General features: G+C 30.6%; 23 protein-coding genes. 13 read left to right on the top strand and 10 right to left on the bottom strand.

All coding sequences use genetic code 11. The features are described from left to right. Positions 1-33: 33 nt before the first annotated feature. The 4 genes from G9F71_RS09635 to G9F71_RS09620 form a co-directional block, all read right to left on the bottom strand. A complete protein-coding gene (locus G9F71_RS09635; RefSeq protein WP_164952254.1) occupies positions 34-1,341 on the bottom strand; it encodes a UDP-glucose dehydrogenase family protein in 1,308 nt (435 codons plus the stop codon). A 226-nt stretch (positions 1,342-1,567) separates the two neighbouring features. Further along, positions 1,568-2,611, bottom strand: a complete 1,044-nt coding sequence (locus tag G9F71_RS09630; RefSeq protein WP_164952253.1) for an alpha/beta hydrolase — start codon at positions 2,609-2,611, stop codon at positions 1,568-1,570. 63 nt (positions 2,612-2,674) lie between these two features. Further along, positions 2,675-2,872: a hypothetical protein gene (locus G9F71_RS09625; RefSeq protein WP_164952252.1), complete on the bottom strand. Its 198-nt coding sequence runs from the start codon at positions 2,870-2,872 to the stop codon at positions 2,675-2,677. A 232-nt stretch (positions 2,873-3,104) separates the two neighbouring features. Further along, entirely contained in the window at positions 3,105-3,947 is an 843-nt protein-coding gene (locus G9F71_RS09620) for a 4Fe-4S binding protein (protein WP_164952251.1), read from the bottom strand. Between the two features lie 184 nt (positions 3,948-4,131). On the opposite strand from G9F71_RS09620, the gene G9F71_RS09615 reads away from it, so the two are divergent. Beyond that, entirely contained in the window at positions 4,132-4,647 is a 516-nt protein-coding gene (locus tag G9F71_RS09615; RefSeq protein ID WP_164952250.1) for a hypothetical protein, read from the top strand. 307 nt (positions 4,648-4,954) lie between these two features. Here the strand turns inward: G9F71_RS09615 and G9F71_RS09610 are convergent, their stop codons facing one another. Next, positions 4,955-6,220 (bottom strand): multidrug effflux MFS transporter, encoded by a 1,266-nt coding sequence (locus G9F71_RS09610; protein ID WP_164952249.1) that lies wholly within the window; start codon positions 6,218-6,220, stop codon positions 4,955-4,957. Positions 6,221-6,251: 31 nt separating this feature from the next. Continuing rightward, positions 6,252-7,967: a methyl-accepting chemotaxis protein gene (locus tag G9F71_RS09605; protein ID WP_164952248.1), complete on the bottom strand. Its 1,716-nt coding sequence runs from the start codon at positions 7,965-7,967 to the stop codon at positions 6,252-6,254. A 269-nt stretch (positions 7,968-8,236) separates the two neighbouring features. On the opposite strand from G9F71_RS09605, the gene G9F71_RS09600 reads away from it, so the two are divergent. From G9F71_RS09600 to G9F71_RS09575, 6 genes are all read left to right on the top strand, one after another. Beyond that, positions 8,237-9,685, top strand: a complete 1,449-nt coding sequence (locus tag G9F71_RS09600) for a TldD/PmbA family protein (RefSeq protein ID WP_202018013.1) — start codon at positions 8,237-8,239, stop codon at positions 9,683-9,685. Next, on the top strand, positions 9,675-11,006 hold the full coding sequence (locus G9F71_RS09595; protein WP_164952247.1) for a TldD/PmbA family protein: 1,332 nt from the start codon (positions 9,675-9,677) through the stop codon (positions 11,004-11,006). The genes G9F71_RS09600 and G9F71_RS09595 overlap by 11 nt, the downstream gene beginning before the upstream one ends. A 238-nt stretch (positions 11,007-11,244) precedes the next feature. Continuing rightward, positions 11,245-11,931: a response regulator transcription factor gene (locus G9F71_RS09590; protein ID WP_164952246.1), complete on the top strand. Its 687-nt coding sequence runs from the start codon at positions 11,245-11,247 to the stop codon at positions 11,929-11,931. Next, a complete protein-coding gene (locus tag G9F71_RS09585) occupies positions 11,928-13,310 on the top strand; it encodes a sensor histidine kinase (RefSeq protein WP_164952245.1) in 1,383 nt (460 codons plus the stop codon). The genes G9F71_RS09590 and G9F71_RS09585 overlap by 4 nt, the downstream gene beginning before the upstream one ends. A gap of 456 nt (positions 13,311-13,766) precedes the next feature. Further along, on the top strand, positions 13,767-13,922 hold the full coding sequence (locus G9F71_RS09580; RefSeq protein WP_164952244.1) for a hypothetical protein: 156 nt from the start codon (positions 13,767-13,769) through the stop codon (positions 13,920-13,922). 209 nt (positions 13,923-14,131) lie between these two features. Further along, on the top strand, positions 14,132-14,836 hold the full coding sequence (locus tag G9F71_RS09575) for a hypothetical protein (protein WP_164952243.1): 705 nt from the start codon (positions 14,132-14,134) through the stop codon (positions 14,834-14,836). A 465-nt stretch (positions 14,837-15,301) separates the two neighbouring features. Here G9F71_RS09575 and G9F71_RS09570 read toward each other — a convergent pair whose 3' ends face one another. Continuing rightward, positions 15,302-16,795, bottom strand: a complete 1,494-nt coding sequence (locus tag G9F71_RS09570; RefSeq protein WP_164952553.1) for a hypothetical protein — start codon at positions 16,793-16,795, stop codon at positions 15,302-15,304. 184 nt (positions 16,796-16,979) lie between these two features. Here G9F71_RS09570 and G9F71_RS09565 point away from each other — a divergent pair, with 184 nt between their 5' ends. The 3 genes from G9F71_RS09565 (at position 16,980) to G9F71_RS09555 (ending at position 19,032) form a co-directional block, all read left to right on the top strand. Further along, positions 16,980-17,498, top strand: a complete 519-nt coding sequence (locus tag G9F71_RS09565) for a hypothetical protein (RefSeq protein WP_164949011.1) — start codon at positions 16,980-16,982, stop codon at positions 17,496-17,498. Positions 17,499-17,508: 10 nt separating this feature from the next. Continuing rightward, on the top strand, positions 17,509-18,462 hold the full coding sequence (locus G9F71_RS09560; protein WP_164949010.1) for a hypothetical protein: 954 nt from the start codon (positions 17,509-17,511) through the stop codon (positions 18,460-18,462). Between the two features lie 246 nt (positions 18,463-18,708). Further along, positions 18,709-19,032, top strand: a complete 324-nt coding sequence (locus G9F71_RS09555) for a FlxA-like family protein (protein WP_164949009.1) — start codon at positions 18,709-18,711, stop codon at positions 19,030-19,032. Between the two features lie 63 nt (positions 19,033-19,095). Here the strand turns inward: G9F71_RS09555 and G9F71_RS09550 are convergent, their stop codons facing one another. From G9F71_RS09550 to G9F71_RS09540, 3 genes are all read right to left on the bottom strand, one after another. Then, a complete protein-coding gene (locus tag G9F71_RS09550; RefSeq protein WP_164949008.1) occupies positions 19,096-19,551 on the bottom strand; it encodes a DUF441 domain-containing protein in 456 nt (151 codons plus the stop codon). A gap of 120 nt (positions 19,552-19,671) precedes the next feature. After that, positions 19,672-21,435: a M56 family metallopeptidase gene (locus tag G9F71_RS09545; RefSeq protein ID WP_164949007.1), complete on the bottom strand. Its 1,764-nt coding sequence runs from the start codon at positions 21,433-21,435 to the stop codon at positions 19,672-19,674. 5 nt (positions 21,436-21,440) lie between these two features. Continuing rightward, on the bottom strand, positions 21,441-21,824 hold the full coding sequence (locus G9F71_RS09540; RefSeq protein ID WP_164945732.1) for a BlaI/MecI/CopY family transcriptional regulator: 384 nt from the start codon (positions 21,822-21,824) through the stop codon (positions 21,441-21,443). Between the two features lie 240 nt (positions 21,825-22,064). Between G9F71_RS09540 and G9F71_RS09535 the strand changes: the two genes are divergently transcribed. The 3 genes from G9F71_RS09535 to G9F71_RS09525 are packed head-to-tail and all read left to right on the top strand — an operon-like array spanning position 22,065 to position 24,390. Continuing rightward, positions 22,065-22,436, top strand: coding sequence for a GntR family transcriptional regulator (locus G9F71_RS09535; RefSeq protein WP_164949006.1), 372 nt, complete (start codon positions 22,065-22,067; stop codon positions 22,434-22,436). 33 nt (positions 22,437-22,469) lie between these two features. Beyond that, entirely contained in the window at positions 22,470-23,360 is an 891-nt protein-coding gene (locus G9F71_RS09530) for an ABC transporter ATP-binding protein (RefSeq protein WP_164949005.1), read from the top strand. Beyond that, the gene (locus G9F71_RS09525; RefSeq protein ID WP_164949004.1) at positions 23,353-24,390 is read left to right on the top strand and encodes an ABC transporter permease subunit; all 1,038 of its coding nucleotides are present in this window, start codon (positions 23,353-23,355) and stop codon (positions 24,388-24,390) included. Before G9F71_RS09530 ends, G9F71_RS09525 begins: the two co-directional genes overlap by 8 nt. The last annotated feature ends 26 nt before the right edge of the window (positions 24,391-24,416 follow it).

Genomic DNA, 24,416 nt, shown 5'->3' with positions numbered 1-24,416 from the left:
TTATTTTAAAAGTACTAGCGCTTTTTATATAACTTAGTTTTTAATGTTCCCTTTGCCTATAGAGTAATACGCTTTAATATTGGCTCCTTTAATATTATTCGTATCCAATATATTTCTTCCATCAATTATTACAGATTCCTTCATCAAGGAAGCTACCTTGTTTAAATCAAGATTATAAAACTCGCTCCATTCTGTACATATTATTAATGCATCTGAATCTATTAAGCATTCATACATATCGCTACAATAAATTATATTTGGAAATATTTTTTTTATCTCCACTGTAACCATTGGATCATATGCTTTTATTTTAACCTTATTCTTTAATAATTTTTCAATTATATATATAGATGGTGCTTCGCGAATATCATCTGTATCCGGTTTAAATGTTAGCCCTAATATAGATACAGTTTTTCCCTGGAGATCTTTATAATGTTCTCTTAATATTTTCACTGGCAAGACCCTCTGTTTTTCATTTACACCAACAGCAGTATTTACAATTTTAAGATCACAGTGATAGTTTTCAGATATTTTGACTAAAGCTTTTGTATCCTTTGGGAAACAAGCTCCTCCATAACCGATACCTGGTTTTAAAAACAAGGGGGAAATTCTCTTATCTAGACCTAAAGCATAGGCTATTACATCAATATCTGCTCCAACTTTATTACAAAGATTTGCTATTTCATTCATAAAGGAGATTTTCACAGACAAAAAAGCATTTGAGGTATATTTAATTAGCTCTGCTGTTTCAGGACTGGTAACCACCATCTTTATTTTAAATGGCTCATATAATTCTCTCATTAAGTCCTCAGCCTTTTGTGATTCACAGCCTATAACTATTTTATCTCCATAAAAAAAATCATTTATAGCATTACCTTCTCTTAAAAATTCTGGATTAGATACCACATCAAAATATTCCTGTGGTATATTATTTTCTAGTAACTTGTTTTTTATATATTTCTGAGTACCTACTGGTACTGTACTTTTAGTTACCACTATTTTATATTTATCAATGTATTTACAAATTAATTTTATTACTTGTTCAACTTGATCGATATCTACATCCCAATTTTTCTTTGTGGGAGTGCCAACTGCAATAAAAATTATATCCGAAGATTTAATTCCTAGTTCCATATCCTGCGTAAACTCAACACTATTTACCCTTATTGACTCCTTTAATAATTCATCTAATCCCTTTTCAAAGATAGTTGGTGTCCCATTTTTCAGCATACTTAATTTCTCTAAATCCTTTTCTACACAAATCACTTTATTATCTTTTTTACCAAAGCATAATGCAGTTATAAGTCCTACATAACCAGCTCCAATAACGCATATATTCATAAAATCACATTCTCCTCTTTTTAGTATCACATTTTTATCTATTAAGTTTAAAGCCTTTTTGCTATTCAATATTATGCTTAGAATTGTATATATATATATTATGAACTAACTCGTAGTTTGGTGAAATTAAGGCATAAAAAAGCTATGAAATATAGGCTTAATACCTTAATTTCATAGCTTTTATTTATTTTTTAAAATTAGTGTAGAAGAAATACTATTTTAAATATTAGATCTGCTTTTTATTAAATTGTGTTATTAGATATGTGGAAATTTCATTTAAAGCCTCATCTGCTTTTTTTGTAATTTTTCCCATAGAAATAAAACCATGTGTAACGCCTTTATATCTGGTAGAAACCACATTCACACCTGCCTGCTTTAATTTATTTCCATAAGCTTCACCCTCGTCCCTTAGCGGATCAAATTCAGCTGTAATTATAAGTGTATCAGGTAATCCCTTAAAATCTTCAGATAATAGAGGGGAAGTATATTCACTTTTCCTATCTTTTAATCTTGGAGTATATAGGGATATAAATTTCTCAGAGTTTTCCTTTGTAAGATTATAATCCATACCAAAATAGGACCAAGATTTAGTATTTAACTCATAAATGTTTGTAGCTGGATATATTAGTACCTGAGAAATTATATGGGGACCATCTTTATCACGTGCCATTTGAGAAACCACAGCAGAAAGGTTTCCTCCAGCACTGTCCCCTACAACACATATTCGACTAGAGTCCCCCTTAATACTCTTAGCATTTTTATAAACCCATTGGAGCACATTGTATACGTCATTAAGTCCAGCTGGAAATGGATTTTCTGGTGCAAGCCGATAATTTACAGATACCACTATAGCCTTTGAATTTTTTGAAAGCTTCCTGCAAACATTGTCATACTCATCAATATTACCACTTATAAAGCTACCACCATGAGAATAGATTATCAAAGGAAAATTATCGCCATTATCAGGAGTATATATTCGTACTGGTACCTGGTTTATATCTGTTTTTATATCCATATTTTTAATATTTGAAAAAGATATAGGCTTAGGGCCCCATATTGTTGTAGTCTTATGTAAGGCTACGCGTATTTCATATATTGATTTTTCTTTTAGTGAATTAGGATTAAAATATTTTTCTATTTTTGACATTACACCAAATTTTTTATCAAGCTTACCATAACTTGTTGTAGTTATATTTTTTATTATAAAAGAACCGTATACTATAGTAATTAAGAAAACAACCAAAAAAATCAAAAATATTTTCTTTTTCATAGGATACTACCTCCACAATTTATTGTTAGTAGTATGCCCATATATATTATAAAGTTTCTTTAATTATATTTCGCAATTGCTATTACTTTTACTTTTATACCTCAAAGTTAATTCTCTAAAATGTTGTTTCAATTCTTCCTTGAAATTATTATCCATGTTAATTGTTTTTTCTTTTTTACATTGGTGATTTTTATTAATTATCTTATTCTGATTCAGATATCTATGTAAAAATGTACTTAATTTATCTTGGCTGTTATTCATAAATGTCATCTCCAAAAATTTAGTTGGTGCAGAAAATTTATCCCTGCTCACCGATTATACACTAAATTGCACAAAACGACAAATTATTTAACTATATAATGATTTTATTCGTTATATTACATATTGTAACAATATAATTTAAAAAAACACTAATGAAATATTAAAAGTGGCTACAATATTTATAGCCACTTTGTACAATATTTGTTAAATAACCAATTCCACTCTATAATATTCATTTTAGGTTATGTTGTTTAGGTATTCTGCTTTCACAAGGTACACCTATCTGACATTTTCCACAACCGTACCTAGGCTTATACTTTTCAGCTGTTTTATCCAAATATTTAGAACATATTATGTGATCTTTACCTTTTTCTATGGATATTGCATTAACTGGGCATTTTTTTATACATGCACCACACATTGAACAATATTCATATATGCTTTCGTATTCTCTTTTGTCAGGGGATAAATATAATTCTGTAATAATACTGCCAAATCTTCCAGCTACACCTTTTGACGTTATGATACCTTTAGATAGCCCAAATGTTCCAAGCCCACATACAAAAGCCGCATGTCTTTCAGACCAGGTGCTTGTAAATGATACTTCTGGGTGTGCTGAATCAGGATTTAAAGCAGCTTGTGCCCAGAACCTTTTATCCAAAGCAGGCACTAGACTGTTATAGTCTGCCTGTATCAATTCTGTCTTAAGATATATACATAACTTATTTATAAAAGCTTGACCTTCAATACGTCCATGTAACCATTCTTCAGAAGGCCATGATTTCTCCCTTCCATTTCCTTTTTTAACCGCTTGGCTAAATGGTAAAAAAAATGAGATAACAGACTTTGCCTCTGGTAGCCATTCTTTAGGGAGCATAAAGTGTTTACCAATTATAGAGGGTTCTTTAAATGATGTAAAATACCTATCCTCTGAAGAAGCAACTCCAAAAATTGGCGCTTCAAAAATTTTCATTCCCACAACATTTTCGGAAATAGCAATTTCATTTGTTATATAATTTTCTTTTGAGTTTTCAATAAAGTCTGATGCCATTTTAATTAAAATCTCTTTGTTCATGTCCTTACCTCCATGTCATTTTATAATACCATCATAACACATAATTGTTTTGATGGTTTTTAACTTAATTTGATGCTCAGTTACTAGTTAAATTTTACAATATTTAAATAAATTTAATTTGTAAAAAAAGGAATTTGGGAATATTTGGAGAATACTTCTATAGATAATATAGGAGGCGAGTACTATGATATATGATGCATTAAAAGTTTCCAAACGTTTAAACATAAGTAAAGTAACTGTTTATGCTAAAATGAAATTACCTGAAATAAAAGCTTTTTTAATATTCCATAACGGGAAAACATGTGTAGATGAAGAAGGCCTAGAAGCAATTAAACAATCTCTGAAATATAATCAAACTTCAGAAGAAGAAATTGCCGCTACAGACGTAACGAGCTTAAAAGAAGATATGATTGAGATACTTAAAAATAATATTGAGTTTCTTAAAGAGCAGTTAACTGTGAAAGACGGGCAACTCTACGATATTAATAAATTATTAGAAAACACACAGATTCTATTTAGACAAGATCAAGAGAAAAATAAAGCCATATTATCATTACCTGAGACAATTAAAGAACACGATATTCAATTAGTTAATAAGCTAACTCAAACTCTTGAAAGACAAAAAATTAAAGCAGCCGCTGAAGAAGAGCTTCATCGAAAAAAGAGTATTTTTCAAAGATTATTTGACAAACAAAAATGAGCACTCATTAATGAGTGCTCATTTTTAAATCACAATACAATTTCACCTTACTTCTATCTAATTTTGTCATAAAAACTTACTTTTTTTTATAATTTAACATATACTACACACTTTATTCATTATATTGTCACATTTCTATGTTATTATTTGAATATAAATAAAAAGTACATTAAAGTAAAGTCCCCCTTTTCTTTAATATAGAAAGCTGTGAATAATATTCACAGCTTTCTCGTTTTTTAATGATATAAAAACTTTCTACCCATTTCATTCTAGCTTTCCTTTAAGAAAACTATCAAAATACAATTAGCTAAAATAATTGCTCAACACTTTCTTTTGCTACCTCAGTCTGATAACTCACCTGCTTTATATATGGTTTTTTAGAGATAATAAGCCATAATGTAAGACTTATTAGTCCAATTATCAAATACATCAACCCCATTACCACTATTTTATTTGTAAAGTTTAAAGAAATCATAAGCATACCAATGCTACCATAAAAGGTGAATGCACAACTCATTAAAGATGATGCTGCACCAGTATCTCCTTGTAACTGTTCAAGCATAAGATTAGTTCTTGCCGGTCCCATAATACTACCGAAAAAAGAGGCAGGTATTAATGCTAATGCAAAGAATAGTGGACTTATATTACCTATAGTACAAATTAATAACCCGCTTATACTAGTCACAATATATCCAACAGTTATAATTGAATTACTATTATATATTTTTGATAATTTAATATATAATAAGGGTCCTAATAAGAAAAATACTGCGTTTAAGGCGAAATAATAACTATATACCTTTTCACTTACTCCAAAGCCATCTACATAAATATAAGAGGATGCCGATATAAAGGACATTGTAGCTATTGATATCATGGAAAATATAATAAGAAGTGATATAAAGCTCTTATTTTTTGCAACTACCCTTAGCCTTCCTAAGGAACTAAATATACTTCCTGTGTATCTTACTTCAATAGTCTCTTCCATTGCTATACTTCCAGCTAAAGCTAGGACTCCTATTATAGAAAGCACCACAAATACTCCACGCCAAGAAAGAACACTTAGTATCATTGCCCCTATAACCGGCGAAATTATAGGTGATAACATTCCCATAGATTGAACCAAGGCTATTATAGTTAACCTCCTCCTGCCATTGTATACATCTTTTACTATAGCTGTTGATACCGCTGTTGCAGCACCACAGCCAATAGATTGTAGAATACGAAAAAATATAAGTTGATACACATTAACAGAAAATATACATAAAACACTTTCAATAGAGTATATGGATAACCCTATAATTAGTACTCTTTTCCTACCATACTTATCACTAAGTGGACCCCAAAATAAGGTTCCTAAGGCATAGAATACAAAGAAAAATATTAGTGTTAAATTTACTAAACTTGCCGTGGTGTTAAAACTTTCAACCATTCTAGGAAGTGCTGGGAGATAAATATCTGTAGATAATGGGATAAATGCACTTAAAAAAGTTATAAATATTATAAGTCCTGTATCCCCTAAGTATTTTTGTGTCTTTTCCTTATTGACATGTATAATTGGTCTACTTTTCATTCTTTACCTCCTAATTATATAAAAAAAGATATTAAATTTTAAATACAGATATTTCTTTATTTAATCCTTCTACACTTTCTGTAGATTTTTTCACATCTTCAATAATTCCATTGGATCTTTCAGTTATATCTGATACCTTTTGAGCGATATTTGTGGTTCCTTCTGCTCCTTCATTTGAAGCCTGAGATATCTGTTCTATGGTTTTTATAACATCGTGAAGCGACGCTAATAACTCCTCTGAAGTTGAACTAAACTCCAATACAAGATTGTTTACAAAGTTTGCATCATTGCTATATTCAGCTGCCACATTTAACAACGTATTATAGTCATTTAGAACATCCTCCGACACGAATTTTAATAATTCATTAGAGCTTGCGGATAAATCCGTTACTGAACCAGTTACCTTTTCTGTTATACTTTGTATTTCAGTCACTGTGCTTCTTGACTCTTCTGCAAGTTTTCTTATTTCATCTGCAACTACTGCAAACCCACGTCCTGCTTCTCCAGCTCTTGCTGCCTCAATAGCTGCATTTAATGCTAAAAGATTGGTCTGGTCTGATATTTGCATAATGGATTCCGATAATACATTAATTTGTGCCACTACTTTAGAATTTTCAATTGCTATTTCTAATTTATCTTTGGTTTTTGAAAATACTTGTAATGCCTTGTCTTTTGATTCTGTAACATTATTTTTAGTATTCATAGCTCTTTTGTTTATTTCTTGAGCTTCTATAGCACCTTCTTGTGCTTTTTTTGCTATAGATTGAACTGCTCTTTCTATTTCATCCGCTGTTGCATTCATTTCTTGAGTTGAGGCTGCTGTTTCTTCCATTCCTGCAGACAATTCTTCCGTAGTTGCAGATACCTCCTCTATATTCATATTTAGAATTCTCACATTTTCAGAAACATTATGTACTACTATATTAATCCTATTAGATTCTTGACTTACATTATTAATTAAAAGTTTTAATGAACTTTGCATACTATCAATTGCCTTTGCTATATCTCCCATTTCATCCTTTCTTTTTTTAGTCTCTTCTGGAACCTCCCTTGTAAAATCACCAGTAGCTATGAGCCTTAAATGATTTACAGCTAACATTAATGGATTTGCAATAGCTTTTCTAAGTATAAAAGTTAATCCCGCACCAATACATAATGAAAGTAAAAATATTGCCAGAGTTACCTTTTTTGAAGCATCAAACTCTTTATGGTTTTGTACATCTAAATCAGAAGCTAATTTTACGTTATATTCTGCAATTTCTTTTAAACCCTTTTGAAATTCTCCTCCATAATTTTCAACAGAACTTAATTCTGCCATGGCTTCTTCAGGTTTTCCATACATAGCTAGTCTAATAGCTGCATCTCTTCCTTTTATGAATTTTTCCTGATTGCTTTCAACAATTGAAATTTTATCTTTTTCATACTGATCATTATTGGTTTGTTTGTAATTTGCCCAGTTTGTTTCAAGCACCTTTTTCCTAACCTCTATATCTGCTAATCTTTTACTTTGCTTATCTTTATCCTTTGTATTTAGTAATATATAATAGGTATCTCCCTCTATTGCCCTAGATTGGTTTCTGTTATCATTTAAATATTGAATGCTCAATAAGTTTTCCTTATACATTGTTGTCATGTTTTGGTTTGCCTTTGCAAGATAAAAATATCCTACCCCACTCATCATGGTAATAAGTAATACCGCTGCAATTGAAAAAACTATAAGTTTTGATCTTACCTTTAAATTATTCATTTTAAACTCCTTCTTTTATGTTTTTGTTATAATTATACAATAAGATATAAAATTCAACAATATTTTTTTCATATTTATTCAAAACTACTTAATTTTTGCATATATTTTTCATTGAAATTATTCTCATTAAACGACTACCAAGACTCAATAATACAATATATTATATTTATTTAAAATTTCATAAAATTGAAGGATTATGAAATTGAATATAGAATATAGAATATGTTGTAATTTATGTATAATTTAGATAAGTGTGAGGAGGCTATAATTTGAAAACCGAAATACTAAAAACATTAAATATGTTAAAAGAAAAAGGCGTTGATTATGCAGATATAAGAATGGTGGATAGGATGTGTGAAAATATTTCTACTGAGGACCTAGCACTTCAAAACATTTCCAATTCAAGGAGTATTGGTGTAGGCATTCGAGTTATATTAGATGGCTCTTTGGGTTTTGCCAGCACTCAAGATTTAGGTAAATTAGAATCTACTGCATTGTATGCTCTTGATTTAGCAAAGGCTAGTAGAACCATTCAGACAGAAAAAATAAGAATGGCGCAAAAAGATGTAGTGGTAGACAATTATGTAACACCTATAGAGGTTGATCCTTTTACAGTTTCAAAAACAGAGAAAATTGAGCTTCTCTTAAAAGCTGAAGAGACTATGAGAAAAAGTGCAAACTTATCCACTACTTCAGCTTCTATGGATTTTCAAAAGGAAGAAAAAATTTATGCAGATACAGAGGGAAGTTATATAACTCAAACTCTTTATGAGTCAGGTGCAGGAATTGAAGCCCTAGCTTCAATTAACGATGATGTTCAAGGAAGAACTTATCCTAATTCTTTCAGGGGTAACCATGCTACCGCTGGTTATGAATATGTTAAATCATTAAATTTGCTAGGGCATGCTGAGCGTATTGGCAAGGAAGCAGAAATGATTGTAAATGCACAGGAGTGTCCAAGTGGTCGTTTTGATATAGTTATCGATGGTTCTCAGTTAGCGTTGCAAGTACATGAAAGTGTAGGCCATCCTGTAGAACTAGATAGAGTTTTTGGCTCGGAAGCTGCTTATGCAGGTATGAGTTTTGTAACTGCTGATAAATTAAATGAAGATTTTAAATATGGTTCAGAATTTGTTACAATAGTGGCAGATGGTACTGCACCTAAGGGCCTAGGTTCTTTTGGATATGATGATGATGGAGTTAAAGCTCAAAGGACTGTTATCATAGATAAGGGTATATTTAAGAACTTCATTACCTCCAGAGATACTGCAGTAAAAATCAATCAAAAATCAAATGGCACAAATAGAGCTGACGGATGGCAAAATATTCCTATAGTGAGAATGACTAATATAAGTTTAATGCCTGGAACTTTTGAATTAGATGAACTTTTTGCCGGTATAGAAAAAGGCTTATATTTATGTACTAATAAAAGCTGGAGCATAGATGATAAGAGAGTTAACTTCCAATTTGGTACAGAAATAGCTTATGAAATATCCAAAGGAAAACTTACAGGAAAGATTTATAAAAATCCAATATATACAGGAATAACACCAGAGTTTTGGGGCAGTTGTGATGGAGTTTGCAATGAAAAATATTGGACTCTTTACGGCACACCAAACTGCGGTAAAGGACAACCACCACAAACAGCTCACGTAGGTCATGGAACAGCTCCTGCAAGATTCAGAAATGTAAAGGTAGGTGTTAAGGATGTTAAATAAGGTTGCAGCATATAAAATAATAGATAAGGTTTTAAGCAAATGTAATTATTATACTATGGTATCTATACTGTGCAAGGAAGAAGGACTTACTCGTTTTGCGAATTCTGGTATCCATCAAAATGTATATACTGCAGAGGATAGTGTGACTATTACTGTAATTCATGATAAAAAGATTTCAGAAGTTACAACGAACCTTTTATCCGAAGAAGGGTTAAACTCAGCAGTTCACGATGCAGAAGAAAACTTAAAATTTTTACCACAAGGAGATGTAGAACTTCCAGAACTTACTAGTCCCTTAGAAATTGCTTCAGAGGATTATGATAGGACTCTAGCTGATAAATTTAATATTCTAAATAGAGCGAGTCTTATAAAGAGTGGAATTGATTTATTAGATAAAGATTATACTGCAGCAGGAGCATTATCACTGTCATCTCTTGTTATTTGTATGGGTAATAAGAAAAATATTAGAAGATATTCAAGAATAGACACCGTAAGCTTTAACACCGTAGTTATGCATAAAGACGGTGCGTCAGGTTATTCCGAATATGTAACAAATAAAGCTAAGGAACTAGATGTAGTAGATATGTTTGCATCTGCACAGAATAAATGCAAAATGGGCATTAACCCAGCTTCTATAGAGCCAGGTAGCTATGATGTAATTTTAGAGCCACTAGCTGTTGGAGATCTTTTAACATATATGAGCTTCATAGGCTTTAGTGCAAAAAATGTACGAACAGGAACAAGCTTCCTTACTGGAAAACTTGGGAAGAGAGTTTTTGGTGAAAACATAACTATAAGAGATGATGTTAGAAATGAAAATACTATGCCTCTTTATTTCGATTTTGAGGGCTACGCGCGAACTAGTTTGAATTTAGTGGAAAATGGCGTAGCTAAAGAGCTTTCCTACGATGTAAAATCTGCCATAGCCGATAATGTAGAACCTACAGGGCATTCCTTTGGTTACGCAGGTGATGGTGGCATAGCTGTAAATCTTGTTATGGAAGGTGGAACCCATAATTTAAAAGAACTTATAAAGTCTACAAAGAAAGGTCTTCTTGTATCAAGATTTCACTACATGAATATAGTAGACCCAAGACAATCTATACTAACTGCCCTTACTAGGGATGGATTGTTTTTAATTGAAAATGGTGAAATCAAAGGTGCAGTAAAAAATATGAGATTTACAGAAAGTATGTTACATGCTTTCAATAATGTTACTGGCATAACTACTGAGAGAACTAAGGTTCCTGGAGAATTTGGTTTTAATTATGTGCCTACATTAAAAATAGAAGATTTTCATTTTACAGGGAAAACTGAATAGAAGATATAGAAGACTCAACAATAAATAATTGTTGAGTCTTCTATATTATCTCCCCTTTATACAGAGGTAAATTTTCATCAGTGCATAAAGGTTTAATAACACATAATCTTCACATAAATTTTCTGAAATGTTTTTAAAATTGTATGATAGAATATAATAAATACATAAATATAGGTTTTTATTAATTTAAATTTTATAAACAATAAGAATTAGTGCTTAACACATAGGGGTGATACAGTTGTCAAAGAGAATATATCTTGTTGAAGATGAAATAAGTTTAAATCTTTTGCTAGAAAAATACCTACAACGTGAAGGTTATGAAGTAACTACTTTTTCAGATGGTAATTCAGCAATAGCAAGAATTCATGATATGCCTGATCTTTGGATATTAGACATTATGCTTCCAGATATTGATGGTTATCAAATTATAAAAGCTATTAAAACTAACAATAAAAATACACCTGTTATTTTTATGTCTGCACGAAATGAAGAACTTGATCGGGTGGTAGGACTGGAGCTTGGCAGTGATGATTATTTGTCAAAACCCTTTTTACCTAGAGAGCTTATTATTAGAACAAATAAACTTTTAGAGAGAATTTCTGGAATAGCTAAAGAGATTGCCACTCAACCGATAAATGACCTGAATTTGGGTGGATATTGCATTAGTAAGAAGCAAAGAACTGTTTTCTTAGGTAAAGATGAAGTTATACTAACTAACAAAGAATTTGAATTACTCTATTATTTTATTGAGAATAAAAATAATTTAGTGTCCAGAGAACAAATATTGGATACCGTATGGGGAGATGATTACTTCGGTTCAGATAGAGTAGTTGATGACACCATAAGAAGAATAAGAAAAAAAGTAGATAAATTCACCATAGAGACAATATATGGCTATGGCTATAAATTGGTATATAAATCATGAAGAAATTAAACTTCAAATTTAAATCACTAACCATGAGAATATGGGCTACCTTTACAATCATAATACTTATAATAATTTTCAGCATTTCATTTTTCTATCTGGTTGCTTTTAAAGCCATAGATGAGAAAGCTAAAATTCAAGACTTAAAAGTATCTCATGATTTCTTAATAACCACTAAAAAATTTACAGAGCCTAATAGATTTGACGAGCTAAAAAATCTAAGAGGTAGCGATTATTATATTGTACATGTGGATGAAAATAATAAAACTGAAATTATAAATATAAATAAAAGGCGTGGATTACCACCTAATGTTCCTAATGACCCTTTTAGTTTAAATGATAGTGACGTTAAACTATGGATGTCAAGTTTTATTACACCAGGTACTCTTGCAGAAAAACAATTTAAAAAGTCCTACAAAAATATAAAATTTATTTTTATAATAAGTTCAGTCCAATATGGAGATACTGGAAAGTCCTATTTAATTACTTATATGCCGGAAATGAAAGAAAATAGTTTGCTTTATATGATGCTTATTATAGGCCTAGTATTTATAGCTATTGGTTTTCTAACTTCAAAATTAGTTGCAAACTATATTTCAAAACCACTTAAAGAACTTGAAAATTATACCGTTAGGATAGCCCATAAAGATTGGAAACAGCCTATCAATATTAGAAATGCAGATGAGATTGGACGACTAGCGACCTCAATGAATATAATGCAAAAAGAATTAAAGCGTGCTGATGAAGAAGAGAAAATGTTTTTACAAAGTATATCCCACGATTTAAAAACACCTATTATGGTAATTATGAGTCATGCTGCAGCTATTATTGATGGTGTTTACGTAGAGTCAGTGGAGAAAAACGCTGAAATAATAAAGGATGAGGCTTTAAACTTAGAAAAAAAAGTTAAGCAAATGCTATATTTGAATACCCTTGATTATGTTTTAGAAAATAATATTTGCGATATTGAAATTAACTTGCATCGCCTGCTCTTCCATATCATAAATAGATTTAAAGTGATTAATAATAATATTAAATGGGAATTAAACATTGAAGAAGCTCTTATAATTGGAAACGTAGATAAAATACAGGTTTCTATTGAAAACATCTTAGATAATAGCCTTAGGTATGCTAAAGAGAAAATTTCCGTAACCCTAAAAAAAGAAGGAGATTTTGCAGTAATAGAGATATACAATGATGGCCCTAATATACCAAAGGAACATCTAAGTCATATATTTGATAATTTCTACAAAGATAAGACTGGCAATTTTGGTCTTGGTCTGGCTATTTGCAAAAAAATTATAAAATTTTATAATGGAGAAATAGATGCTATTAATCGGGATACCGGTGTTAGTTTCTTAATTAAATATAGGTTATAAATAAAAAGCAATCAGCAGAAATGTTGATTGCTTTTTTATGCTAATAATATCACATAAAGCTCACATATTTTTTTGATACTACTACAATTGATGTTTATAATCTAATCTATAGAGATAAAAGTAATATGCCTGTTAATAAATAAGATAATATATTTTAGAAAAATGAGGTTAATACCGGAATTTATTTATTTCAGCTTTACCACAGGTTTATTTCACCCTTATTATTTGACTATGCTTGCTCCACCAATTGCAGCCCTAACTGGAATTGGAATTTGCCTATGTTGGAACTTCATAAAGAGGATGGATTAAAACCTTAGATTTTAACAATAGCACTTGTTGTAGATGGATTGCTTCAATTATAATCATTATTCTTAAGCTGTTAAAAAATAAAAATGCAGGGCTTTCGAAAGTATTAGTAGCTACTGCTTTAATAGGACTTTTAATAACCCCTATAGTTTGGTCTGCTACTACGACGAAATCATGACCTGGGCTAAATCAGCTGGTAAACTTGTTACAGAAAGTGAGTGGAAAGATTCTACAACTAATAAGGAATCAGCTACACCTACCGCTAATACAACAACTAAAACAGGTGATACCATAAAAACTCCATAATTTGGCGGCAGAAGTTCCGAAGCATTATATGATTTCAAAGCTGCTGATACTACAAAATAATAATTATCTAACTGATTTTTATACTATCACATAAAGTTCACATATTTATTAGATATTGATGCTACAATTGGCATTTATAATTTTAATTATAAGAAAAGATTGGAAAATAAAAGTTACAAAAATTAGATTTATTAAAAGGAGAGAATACTATGAATACAATAAGCAGTTCTCAAAACACAATTGATCTATATACTCAAAAAAACGAAAAAATTGCTAAAGCTTTAGAAACCACTAAATCTGAACAAGAAAAAAAAGAAATACAGGCTGATTCAATTGAAATTAGTCAACAAGCACTTCAATCCGTTGGCAACGCAGGTATAACAAATAGAACTAACCCACTAGATGATCTGGTAGGTGCTGGAACAATCACTCAAGATCAAGCAAATGCAATTCAAAGTGCTTTTCAATCAGTAGGTAAGGCTATTCAATCTACAGGAATCTATAATAATAGACCTGCAAACCCCTTAGATAGCTTAGTATCGGCAGGTACAATTACAGAGGACCAACAAACAGCAATTAAAAGTGCCTTTGAAGCTTCAATGAAAACAACTAAACATCATGGAAAAGGCCCAGCCGCAAAAGCTTTAAAGGACCTAGTAACTTCTGGAACAATTACTCAGCCTCAAGAGGATGCGGTAATAAAGGCATTACAAGCTTCTATGAAAGCTAATAGAGTAAATTCAAAGGAATCAAATGCTTCAATACCAAACCCTTTAGATAGTTTAGTATCAGAAGGCACAATAACTCAGACTCAATCAGATTCTATACTTAAGGCCTTAGAAGAATCTATAAAATCTAATATAACAAATTCAGACAAACCAAATAATTCAGTAACAACCCCTCTATCCCTTTAGTATCAACGGTTACAATAACCAAGACTCAAGAAGATGCTAGTGGTGCAAATATAAATAAAGTGGGTTCAGATTCTATTAATAATATAATTGATGTCTATGCTTAAGTATATTCAAAGCAATAAATAAACACATTAAAATCTTTTTCACATGCTTTATGTGAAATAATTTCAATGACAAAAAATTCACTTTTAAATCCTCTTTTAGAAAATGCTCCTAAATATACCTTAGTATTGGACCAATGGCAAACTAAGTTATTAAATATTGCTTTTCTATCTATAATATTTTATACTAAAAACAGTATAGATGAGTAGTCACGGAAACTAATATGTAAAACTTGAATTTGTATAGAGCCATATAGGACTATAAGTTTTATGCTAAGAGAGCAGTTAGTGATAAAAATAGTCATAGCAAACAAGCCTGCACGATGCAGGAATTTTCAGAAAAAAGCATTTGATTGTTAAACAGCTACACTAATAAATTTAAAATACTAAAACCTGAAATTTTAAGTCTTGCATCTAGATGAATATTAATTCCAGCAATCATAGTCATAAATGAATAACGTTTTTTACCATATATTCGTAAAGAATGAATCCTATAATCATTTAGAATACGATTATTTATACGTTCTGAGCAGGTTCTAGTTTTATAAATAGTTGTCCATTGTTTTGAGCCGCGAGGCACAGGAGTAAACAACCGCAAATCCCATGATGGTTTAGTGTAGATTACTCGCCCATAAGGTGAAGGTGAGCATTGTTCACGGCAAGAGCAACTAGCAACCTTTTTTAAAACTAAAGGGCAACGCCATTTAAGGCGTGAACGACTTTTTTCATAACCGTTATAGACCATTTCATGGACACCAATGCAGATAGGAAATCCTTTTTCATTAATATCTAGAGCAACTGGATATTTAGAATTTCCTTTGTTTTTGGAGTTCATGTCAATAAAAGGATTAATGTTCCATTTAGAGCATAATTCATATGTAGCATAGTTATCGTTAGCTGAGTCAAGAACATAATTTGATATAGAGAACTGCGGTAACAGTTCTCTAAATTCAGCTAATGCGACTATTCCAGTGACACTGTCGTGTCTGCTTGCTTCTACAAATCGTAGATAAATAGGTAGATCAATCTTGTATTTCTTGTTATAAGCAGATAAAGCATAGAGCGTGTAGCCGTAAAACCAACGATTTTCATGACTGTCCCAACCCCAGGTAGCATTTATGTCAGAAAGTCTACGAGGGCATTTGCAATCGTAAATTCCATTTTGACGGCAGTCACAAACTTTAGAACCATAGTAAGAAGATTTACAGTGAACGCAAGTACCATCACCAGCAACTGTGAGTTTATCTTTTTCTATTAGGTTAAGATTAAAAGATGGCTCTACAGCAACTAATGAGAATATTTTTTGAAGCAGCCTTTCGGCTCTTAGTGAAAATGAGCGACCAGCTTCAAAAAAATCTGAAATTCTTTTAACAACACCTGGTTTTTTATTAGGAAGCTTTTTATTTTTACCGGGTTCTTTGGTTTTAGCGGGTTTCTTCTTATACGGATATGTATTTTTTAGTTTTATTCTGTCGATAGACAGACTTGAGAGCCATAATCTAGAGATAAAATCATAATGAGCACCAATTGATGGGACATTATTTTCAGTGCAGCCAATACAGGTTGCAAGTAACTCACTTGCATGAAGCTTTTTAACCCAGTTGGTAATGCTTGTTTCCTTTTGAAAAAGCATTAAAGAAAATGAACGAAATATTTCAGGTTGAAGAGAAGCGGGTCTACCAATATTAGAATAATAAGGTTTTAATATCTCTCTAAGAATATCTAAGTCTAAGCAATACAACTTAGATATAGAAGGTTCAAGTTGTATAATTTTTTTAGGAAAAACTTTGTAGAAACATGAGAGATTTGAAATAATAAATTGCTGATAATCAGCATGAGAGCTCCAATTTTTAAGCATAAAATAATCCTCCTATTAAAACATGTCTTTAAGAGGAGGACCGCAAAATTTTACAGACTTGTCAAGTGTTTTATGCAAAAAAAGTGGGGGAATCAACAAAAATTAATGATACTAAAAATGAGTAATCACAGGAGCTAAGGAGTTTCCGTGAAAGCTCTAGATAGAAAAGGGGGCATTAATAGTTATGAAAAAAGCAAAAATATTAGCCGTTCTAATAGCTGCATTACTAACATCTGTAATATCAACTCCGTGCATTAATGCATTTACTATTTCCTCGTTGAAGGATTTTAGCATAATTACAAAGGAACCAGAATATTTCCCTGCTACAAATAATTTAGAGGTAGGACTATATTGGTTTGACCAATACAATAGGGTACATAATAGCAATAGCCCTACCCCTTATTTTGATAAAACAAAACCTACAGTTATATTCGTACATGGATGGGCAGAGAGCATATTGAAAAATGCGGGATTAAGTGATTCTTTTCCTAATTTTCAATATCAACCATATGCAGACCCGACTATAGATATTAACGTTCTTAAAGATTGGATAAATAAAGGTTATAATGTAGGAATTTTCAACTGGAAACAATTAGCTGACGAACCTATCGTAGAATGTGCAGAGGATAAAATATGGACTTCTCAACATTGGGTTGGACTAATTCCTATTAGTATGAGATGGAAAAAAAATAACTGGCTATGAAACTAAAAATATGCCTAATAAAACCTCCGCTGACTTATTTTACGAGTCTTATTCAAAGGCCATGGAAGGCTATAAGGGAGACGATATTAGAATTGTCGGACACTCCTTAGGAAATCAAATGGCTATACGATTGGTAGATTTGGTTGATAAGCATATTGAAAATGGAGATATCCCTAAAGAATTAATGCCAGATAGGGTAGCCTTATTAGACCCTTATTACTCGGAAAGGTCAAAATCTTATCTAAATGGTAACACGACTGCTGACGAAGCTGATAAAATAGTGCGAAGACTAATTGACAAACAAAAAATCGTGTTTGAAATGTACAAGTCTTCTGCATTAACAAATAATGATTTATCTGGAGATAGCAATAGACCCTTAGAAAAAATGTGTTATCACGCAGATTTATATCCTAATTATTTCCTTCTTATGGAGCAAAGAGAAAAACATTGTTTACCAATATATACATATTTTTGGCAGTCTTTATATAAATTAAATCCTAATACTGCGGGGATTATGTCTACAGAAGACAATTCTTCCCTAGGTGCAATGATGGGTGGTGCTTACTATTGGTATCAAAAACAAGGACGATATACAATAACCCCACAAGACGATACATATTTACCTCGGAAAATAGGAAGGTATATTCCACAAGTGGATATAAATCTATCATACAATGGTAAAAATTTAACCTACGTAGATAAAAATAATTATGAAACAATAAATGTTAATGTTGGAGGATATGTATCTTTAAATACTCAAGCATATCCACTTACTGCTACAAGCAAAATAGTTTCATTTAAAAAAGAAAGCGGGGCTATGGGCTCGGTCCAAATAGCAACTAATGGAATATTTAAGGCATTAAACCCAGGTCAAGTTTTGATTAAGGTGTATTCTCAAAATTTAGATAGAAATGGACAACTTGGTGAGGAGATTGCTAAATACGTAATGATAAATGTAAGTTAATATACATAAAATCACACTCAATAATATCTGTAACCAATATAAAACTAAAATTCTTTAAACTACTATGTTAAAGAATTTTAGTTTTATTAATATTTATCCAATATTTTTTTACAAAATAATAGACTATACAGCTCACATAAATTTCACATATTTATTACACATTGATGCCACAATTGATAATTATAATTATAGATAAAGATAAAAAGATTAAAATCCATTATAGATAATTTAAAAGGAGAGGATAATATGAGTATTTTATCAATGTTCGATTTGGTAACAAATACTAGTAGCGATGTAAGTCAGCTTAAATTGCAAGAAATAACTCTCAAATTACAATTGAGCCAAATTAATTCAAGTTGGGATGATAAAAAAACAAAACAAGTCAAAATTCAAGTAATAGAGGCTAAAATACAACAAATTCAAGCACAAATTCAGCAACAACAAATAATCAAAACGGTCCCACCATCTAGTGAAAAGGCAGAGCCATCAAAAGATATTGCTGAAAGTTCAAATATAAGTAAAGAAAATTTAAGAAATTTTAATAATAATATAATTAACATATTTATTTAAGCATGTAAAAGGGTTCTAACATTAGTATGAATAGCAGGACTTCTCCTGCTATCCATAAATCTATTATTTGTGAATCAACTTTGCAAATAAAGCTACCATCCCCGATGTAATAAGTGGTCCTACAGGCACCCCTCCTAAGAAGGCTGCAGCTGCAACTGCACCTATTATCATGGCAGGCATAATATCGCTATGTCCCTGAACCGTAAGATAGTTAAGTCCTTGTCCACTCAAATATGTTGTTAAAAATGAGAGGACTAGAGCTGTTATGCCTACCCAGGATGTAAATACGTTTTTTATATTCTCTGCTGTAATTCGTCCGTTTGCAATAGGTATCATTATAGCGGCTATAAGAAATATAAGTCCACCTGTAATTCCGCTTTTTTCTATAAAAGGATATGCATATCTGTCCAAACCTAAGAGTTTCAACATAAGTAAGATACATGTAGCAATCGCAACTGAATTAGCCTTTCCAAATATGGCAGCTGCAAGAATTAGCAATAAAATAATATTAGAACCCAAAACAAATCATCTCCTGCTATATATTACTCAATATATTAAAATGAAAATATTCACTTAAAATATTCTATTCAAAATATACAATCTTAATTCGATTATATTCAATGAAATAATAGTAAAATTTTATTTAGATGAGCCCTTTTGAATATTCTTTATTGCTGAAACCAGCGCATTTACACAAGTCTCAATATCACTGTCACTAGACCTATTATTTCCAATCTCAATAAGTGCTGCATTACCAGATAAATCTTGATTAAAATAAGATATTCCAAAGTTATATAATAATATTTCTGATTTAACGACCTTTGAATTTTTAATATTTTCTAATGACCTGTCAACAAACTTTTTATTCGATTCATAATGTGGGCTGCTTTTAGCAAGTACAAATAGTATTTTTCTCGTATCAGAGTTGGTGCTTTCTGTTATATCCCGATGTATGTCTAATAAAATAGTATTTGAATATTCTTTTACATTTTTTATTATTAAATCACGTGTAGTTTTAAATGATTCCTTATATTCTATAGGAGCATTACACTTGATGAAACTACTTTTTAGCCCTTCTTTAAGGAATTTATCATTGATTAATGCACCTACATCAGTTACTTTTATTCCCGAGGGATAATCCTCATCAGGATGACTATTATAAATTACTATATTTGATGAAAATGCTACTATAGGATTTGTGCTATCACTTGGTGATTTTTTTATAGTGGTTGATTTTGCTTCATTTGATATATTGTTAACTACGCTTTTAGACGTTGTCACTGGTGTTTCTACTTTTACTGTTGTAGCACTGGGGATGTTTTTATCTAAGTTTAAGTTTGAAGTGTTTAGTGCAATCCCGAGTCCTCCTATAATAATCACAACTACAGTTCCGAGTAGTATACCTTTAATGTTTATCTTTTTATACTTTGAAATCATAATAACCCTCCTTTTTATTTCCGAACTATTCATAACCATTGAAGTGGTTCCCATAATTCTATTGCCTCTACCTCCAAGCTCCAATACTCTTATTATTGCATTTCCATATTGAAGATTTACCCCTTCACCTAACTGTGAAATCACTTGACTATCACAGGAAAATTCACAATCTTGTCTCATTTTATAAAAGCCATAGAGCAAGATTGGATTAAACCAATAAATCACCGACAATAAAGTTATAACCCAATTTATAAATATATCCTTGCTTTTCAAATGGGTTAATTCGTGCATTATAATATACTTAAATTCTTCATCACAAATATTGGCTGCTACCCTCATTGGAATTAATATCTTTGGTTTAATTAACCCACATAGCGAAGGACTACTTATTTTATGTGAATATGATAACTCTACATCAGTTCTTATATTCATAGCTTTCCTGCATTTACATAGAATTTCTTTATGCGTGCTGTCTATATTTTTTATAGATTTTCCAACAATTTCTCTAAGTTTTTTATGTCCTTCAACTAATATACCTATTAATAATGCAATCCCAAAAATCCATATAGAACAGAACACTTTTTCAATATTAATTTTATTTTTTAAAGGTGTATTCATAACTTTACTAAATACACTTTTATTTGAAGAATCAAATGATTTTTTTAATATTGAACCTCCTAAGTCTATATTTTCAAGTTGTATAGAAGAATTTATTTGTGGTTTTTCTTTGTTCTCACTTGTAATTGCCTGCTTATGAAAGTTTTCATATAGGTTAACAATATTAAAAGTTGTTTGTGGACCAAAAGGAATTGTTAATTTTATGATCAATATCAACCATATATAATAGTTAAATGTAGAATTTAATTTATTTCTAAATATACCTTTAACAATTAATATCATTAGTACAATTATGCTACCTATCAAAGATGAAAGTACAATCACCTCAAAAATATTTAATAAATCCATACGCATCAACCTTTCGTTTTAATTGATTGGCTTAGTATGTTTTTCAGCTCCTCTATATCCGTTTCAGATATTTCTTTTGACTCTGCAAAGGTTAAGAGCATTGATTTAATAGAGCCATTGAATACCCTATCAATAAAAGACTTACTTTCTGATTTTATACATTCATCTTCTGATACCAAAGCAAAATATAAATACTCATAGCCTAATTTATTAAATCCAATTGCATTTTTATTTAATAATCTGTTTATTAGACTTTTAACTGTAGCTGGTTTCCACTGTGCTTTATCCTTTAGCTGCTGAATAATATTAATTGATGTAATTTCTGAATGATTCCATATTATTTTCATAACCTCCCATTCAGAATTTGATATTTTGGGAATTTCATACATCATTTCTCGCCTCCATTTCGATTACAATTGTAATTTCTAAATTTAGTTTACAACTGTAATTAGGAATAGTCAACATAAATTTGTAATATTTATACAATATTTTTTTATAAAAATTGTAATATTTCACAAATGTTACTTGACAATGTAAATGTAGTGTACTATATTTATAAGTGCACTATATGAGGTAATACACATAGTGCACTCAAGCTAATAAAATATTATTTAAAAGAAGGTGAACCCTTGATAAATGTCGACAGCAGAAGCAGCAAACCTATTTATGAACAGATTATTGAGAAAATAAAGGAAAATATAATAAAAGGAATATTGAAACCTGGAGATAAACTGCCTTCTGTACGAGAACTTGCCTCAATTATAGCTATTAACCCTAATACTATAAGCAAAGCATATAATGAGCTAGAGCGAATGAAGGCAGTTGAAGTTATACGAGGAAAAGGAACCTTTGTAGTGGAAAGTTTTGAACCTGTAATGGATGAAGAAAAAATGAAAGAAATTAAAGACCATATGAAGAAAATAATTATAGAAGCACATTATATAGGAGTTGATAAAGATAAGCTAATTGATATACTAAGTGAAATTTATAGCGAGTTTTAAACTATTATATATTCGTAGAATGGGGGGATTAATTTGATAGATATAAAAAATGTGAGCAAATGCATAGATGATAAATATATTCTGAGTAATGTGAATTTACATGTAAATAAGGGTAGCATATTTGGAATTATCGGTGAAAACGGTGCAGGCAAAACTACACTTATAAAATGCCTAACAGGTATTTACAATGTTAATAAAGGAAGTATATTAATAGATGGTGAAGAGATTTTTGATAATAATATAGTAAAACAGAGAATAGGTTATGTATCCGATGAAAATCAATATTTCTCATCTTTCAAAGTAAAGGAGCTCTTAAAATTTTATAAGAAAACCTATAATGATTTTTCCGAGGAAAGATTTGATGAACTTAATAAAAAATTTAAAATTCCTGTAGAACGAAGAATAAGAGAACTTTCCAAAGGTATGAAGATGAGAGTAGCTATTCTTTTAAACCTAAGCATAAAACCAGATATTCTAATACTTGATGAGCCCACATCTGGCCTTGATCCTGTGATTAAAAAAGAAATAATGTCCATTATAGTAGATGAAGTGGCTTCAAGGGGTGTAACTGTATTTATTTCCTCACATCACCTGGATCATATAGAGAGAATATGTGATAATGTTGCAATAATTAAAAATGGTGAAATAAAACACATGAGTTCTATTGATGATGCTAAAAACAGCATAAAAAAACTTCAAGTGGTCCTTAAGTCCACTGTGGATGGAAATGAGAATCTATCTTCCCTTGATGGAGTAATTAAAGTTGAAACTATTGGTAGAGTAAATTATATAATCACTAAAAATTACTCAAAAGATTTTGAAAAGAGGCTTTATGACATGGGAGCTGACTTTATAGAAATTATAGATATGAGTCTTGAGGATATGTTTATATATTTCGTAGAAGAGGAGGATAAAAATGAGTAAAATTATAAATAAGGCCCTTTTCTATAAGGAATGGATAAATGTAAAGTGGGTAACCCTTTTAACTATTGTCATACTTTTATTTTATAAGGTTCATGGTGTTATATCAGCATTGAATGAAAATAAATTTACCATGAAACGAAGTGGGTATGAATGTACTAGCTGGTTCAATAATGGGCTTTATATGCGTAAGGATAGTTATTTTTTTATAATGATCTTTGTTGTAATGCTATTAGCTGTAATTTTATTTATAGGTGAAAAAAACAGTGAAACTCAAGGTTTTATAGCTTCTATGCCCTTTACAAGGAAAGAGATAATACTCAATAAATGGATTGTTGGTGTGCTGAGTTTACTTATAAGTTTTGTAGTAACATATATATTTCTAAGTTTGTTTTATCTTACAAATATTAAAGGTCTTGATACGACCTTAAATCCATATTCTGATATAGTTAAATGGCTTTTCATGGATACGTTTCAGTACATCTGCATTTTCACTTTTATGCTACTTGCACAGTCAGTTATGGGAAATAGTATAGTGGCCGGTATAGTCGGTGCAATAATACCTATATTACCCTACTTTATAATAAGGTTAGTACGAATTTTAATTACAACACACTATGGGTTTATTCAATACATAGTTATGATTTGTAATAAAATCGAAGACTGGTTAAATATTTATAGTTATAATTTAACTTATCAGAATTGGTCTATAACTGAAACTAATACTAGTTGGTTTTCTTATACAAATTATAAATTAAAGTTATTAATACTTTTTATATTAACTTGTTTATTTCTGTACTTATCCTATGTATCCTATAAAAAGAGAAACTTAGAATATAATTTAAGACTAATAGTCTTTAAAAATTTAAACCCTATATTTATCTGTTGTGTTTCTGTATGCTCTGGACTTTTAGCTGGTTATACTTTGGGAAGCGAAAGGTTAAGCTCATTTACGATTTGGGCTGCTACTTTCACTATTATAGGCTATTTTATATCAAAGGTATTACTTAAGTTTTTCTCATCAACAAAGTAATTTTTAAAAAATTAGAACAATAAAGG

Source organism: Clostridium sp. FP2, from assembly GCF_011065955.2.
Taxonomy (GTDB): Bacteria; Bacillota; Clostridia; order Clostridiales; family Clostridiaceae; genus Clostridium_AD; species Clostridium_AD tagluense.
This window is presented reverse-complemented; position numbering and strand designations above follow the sequence as displayed.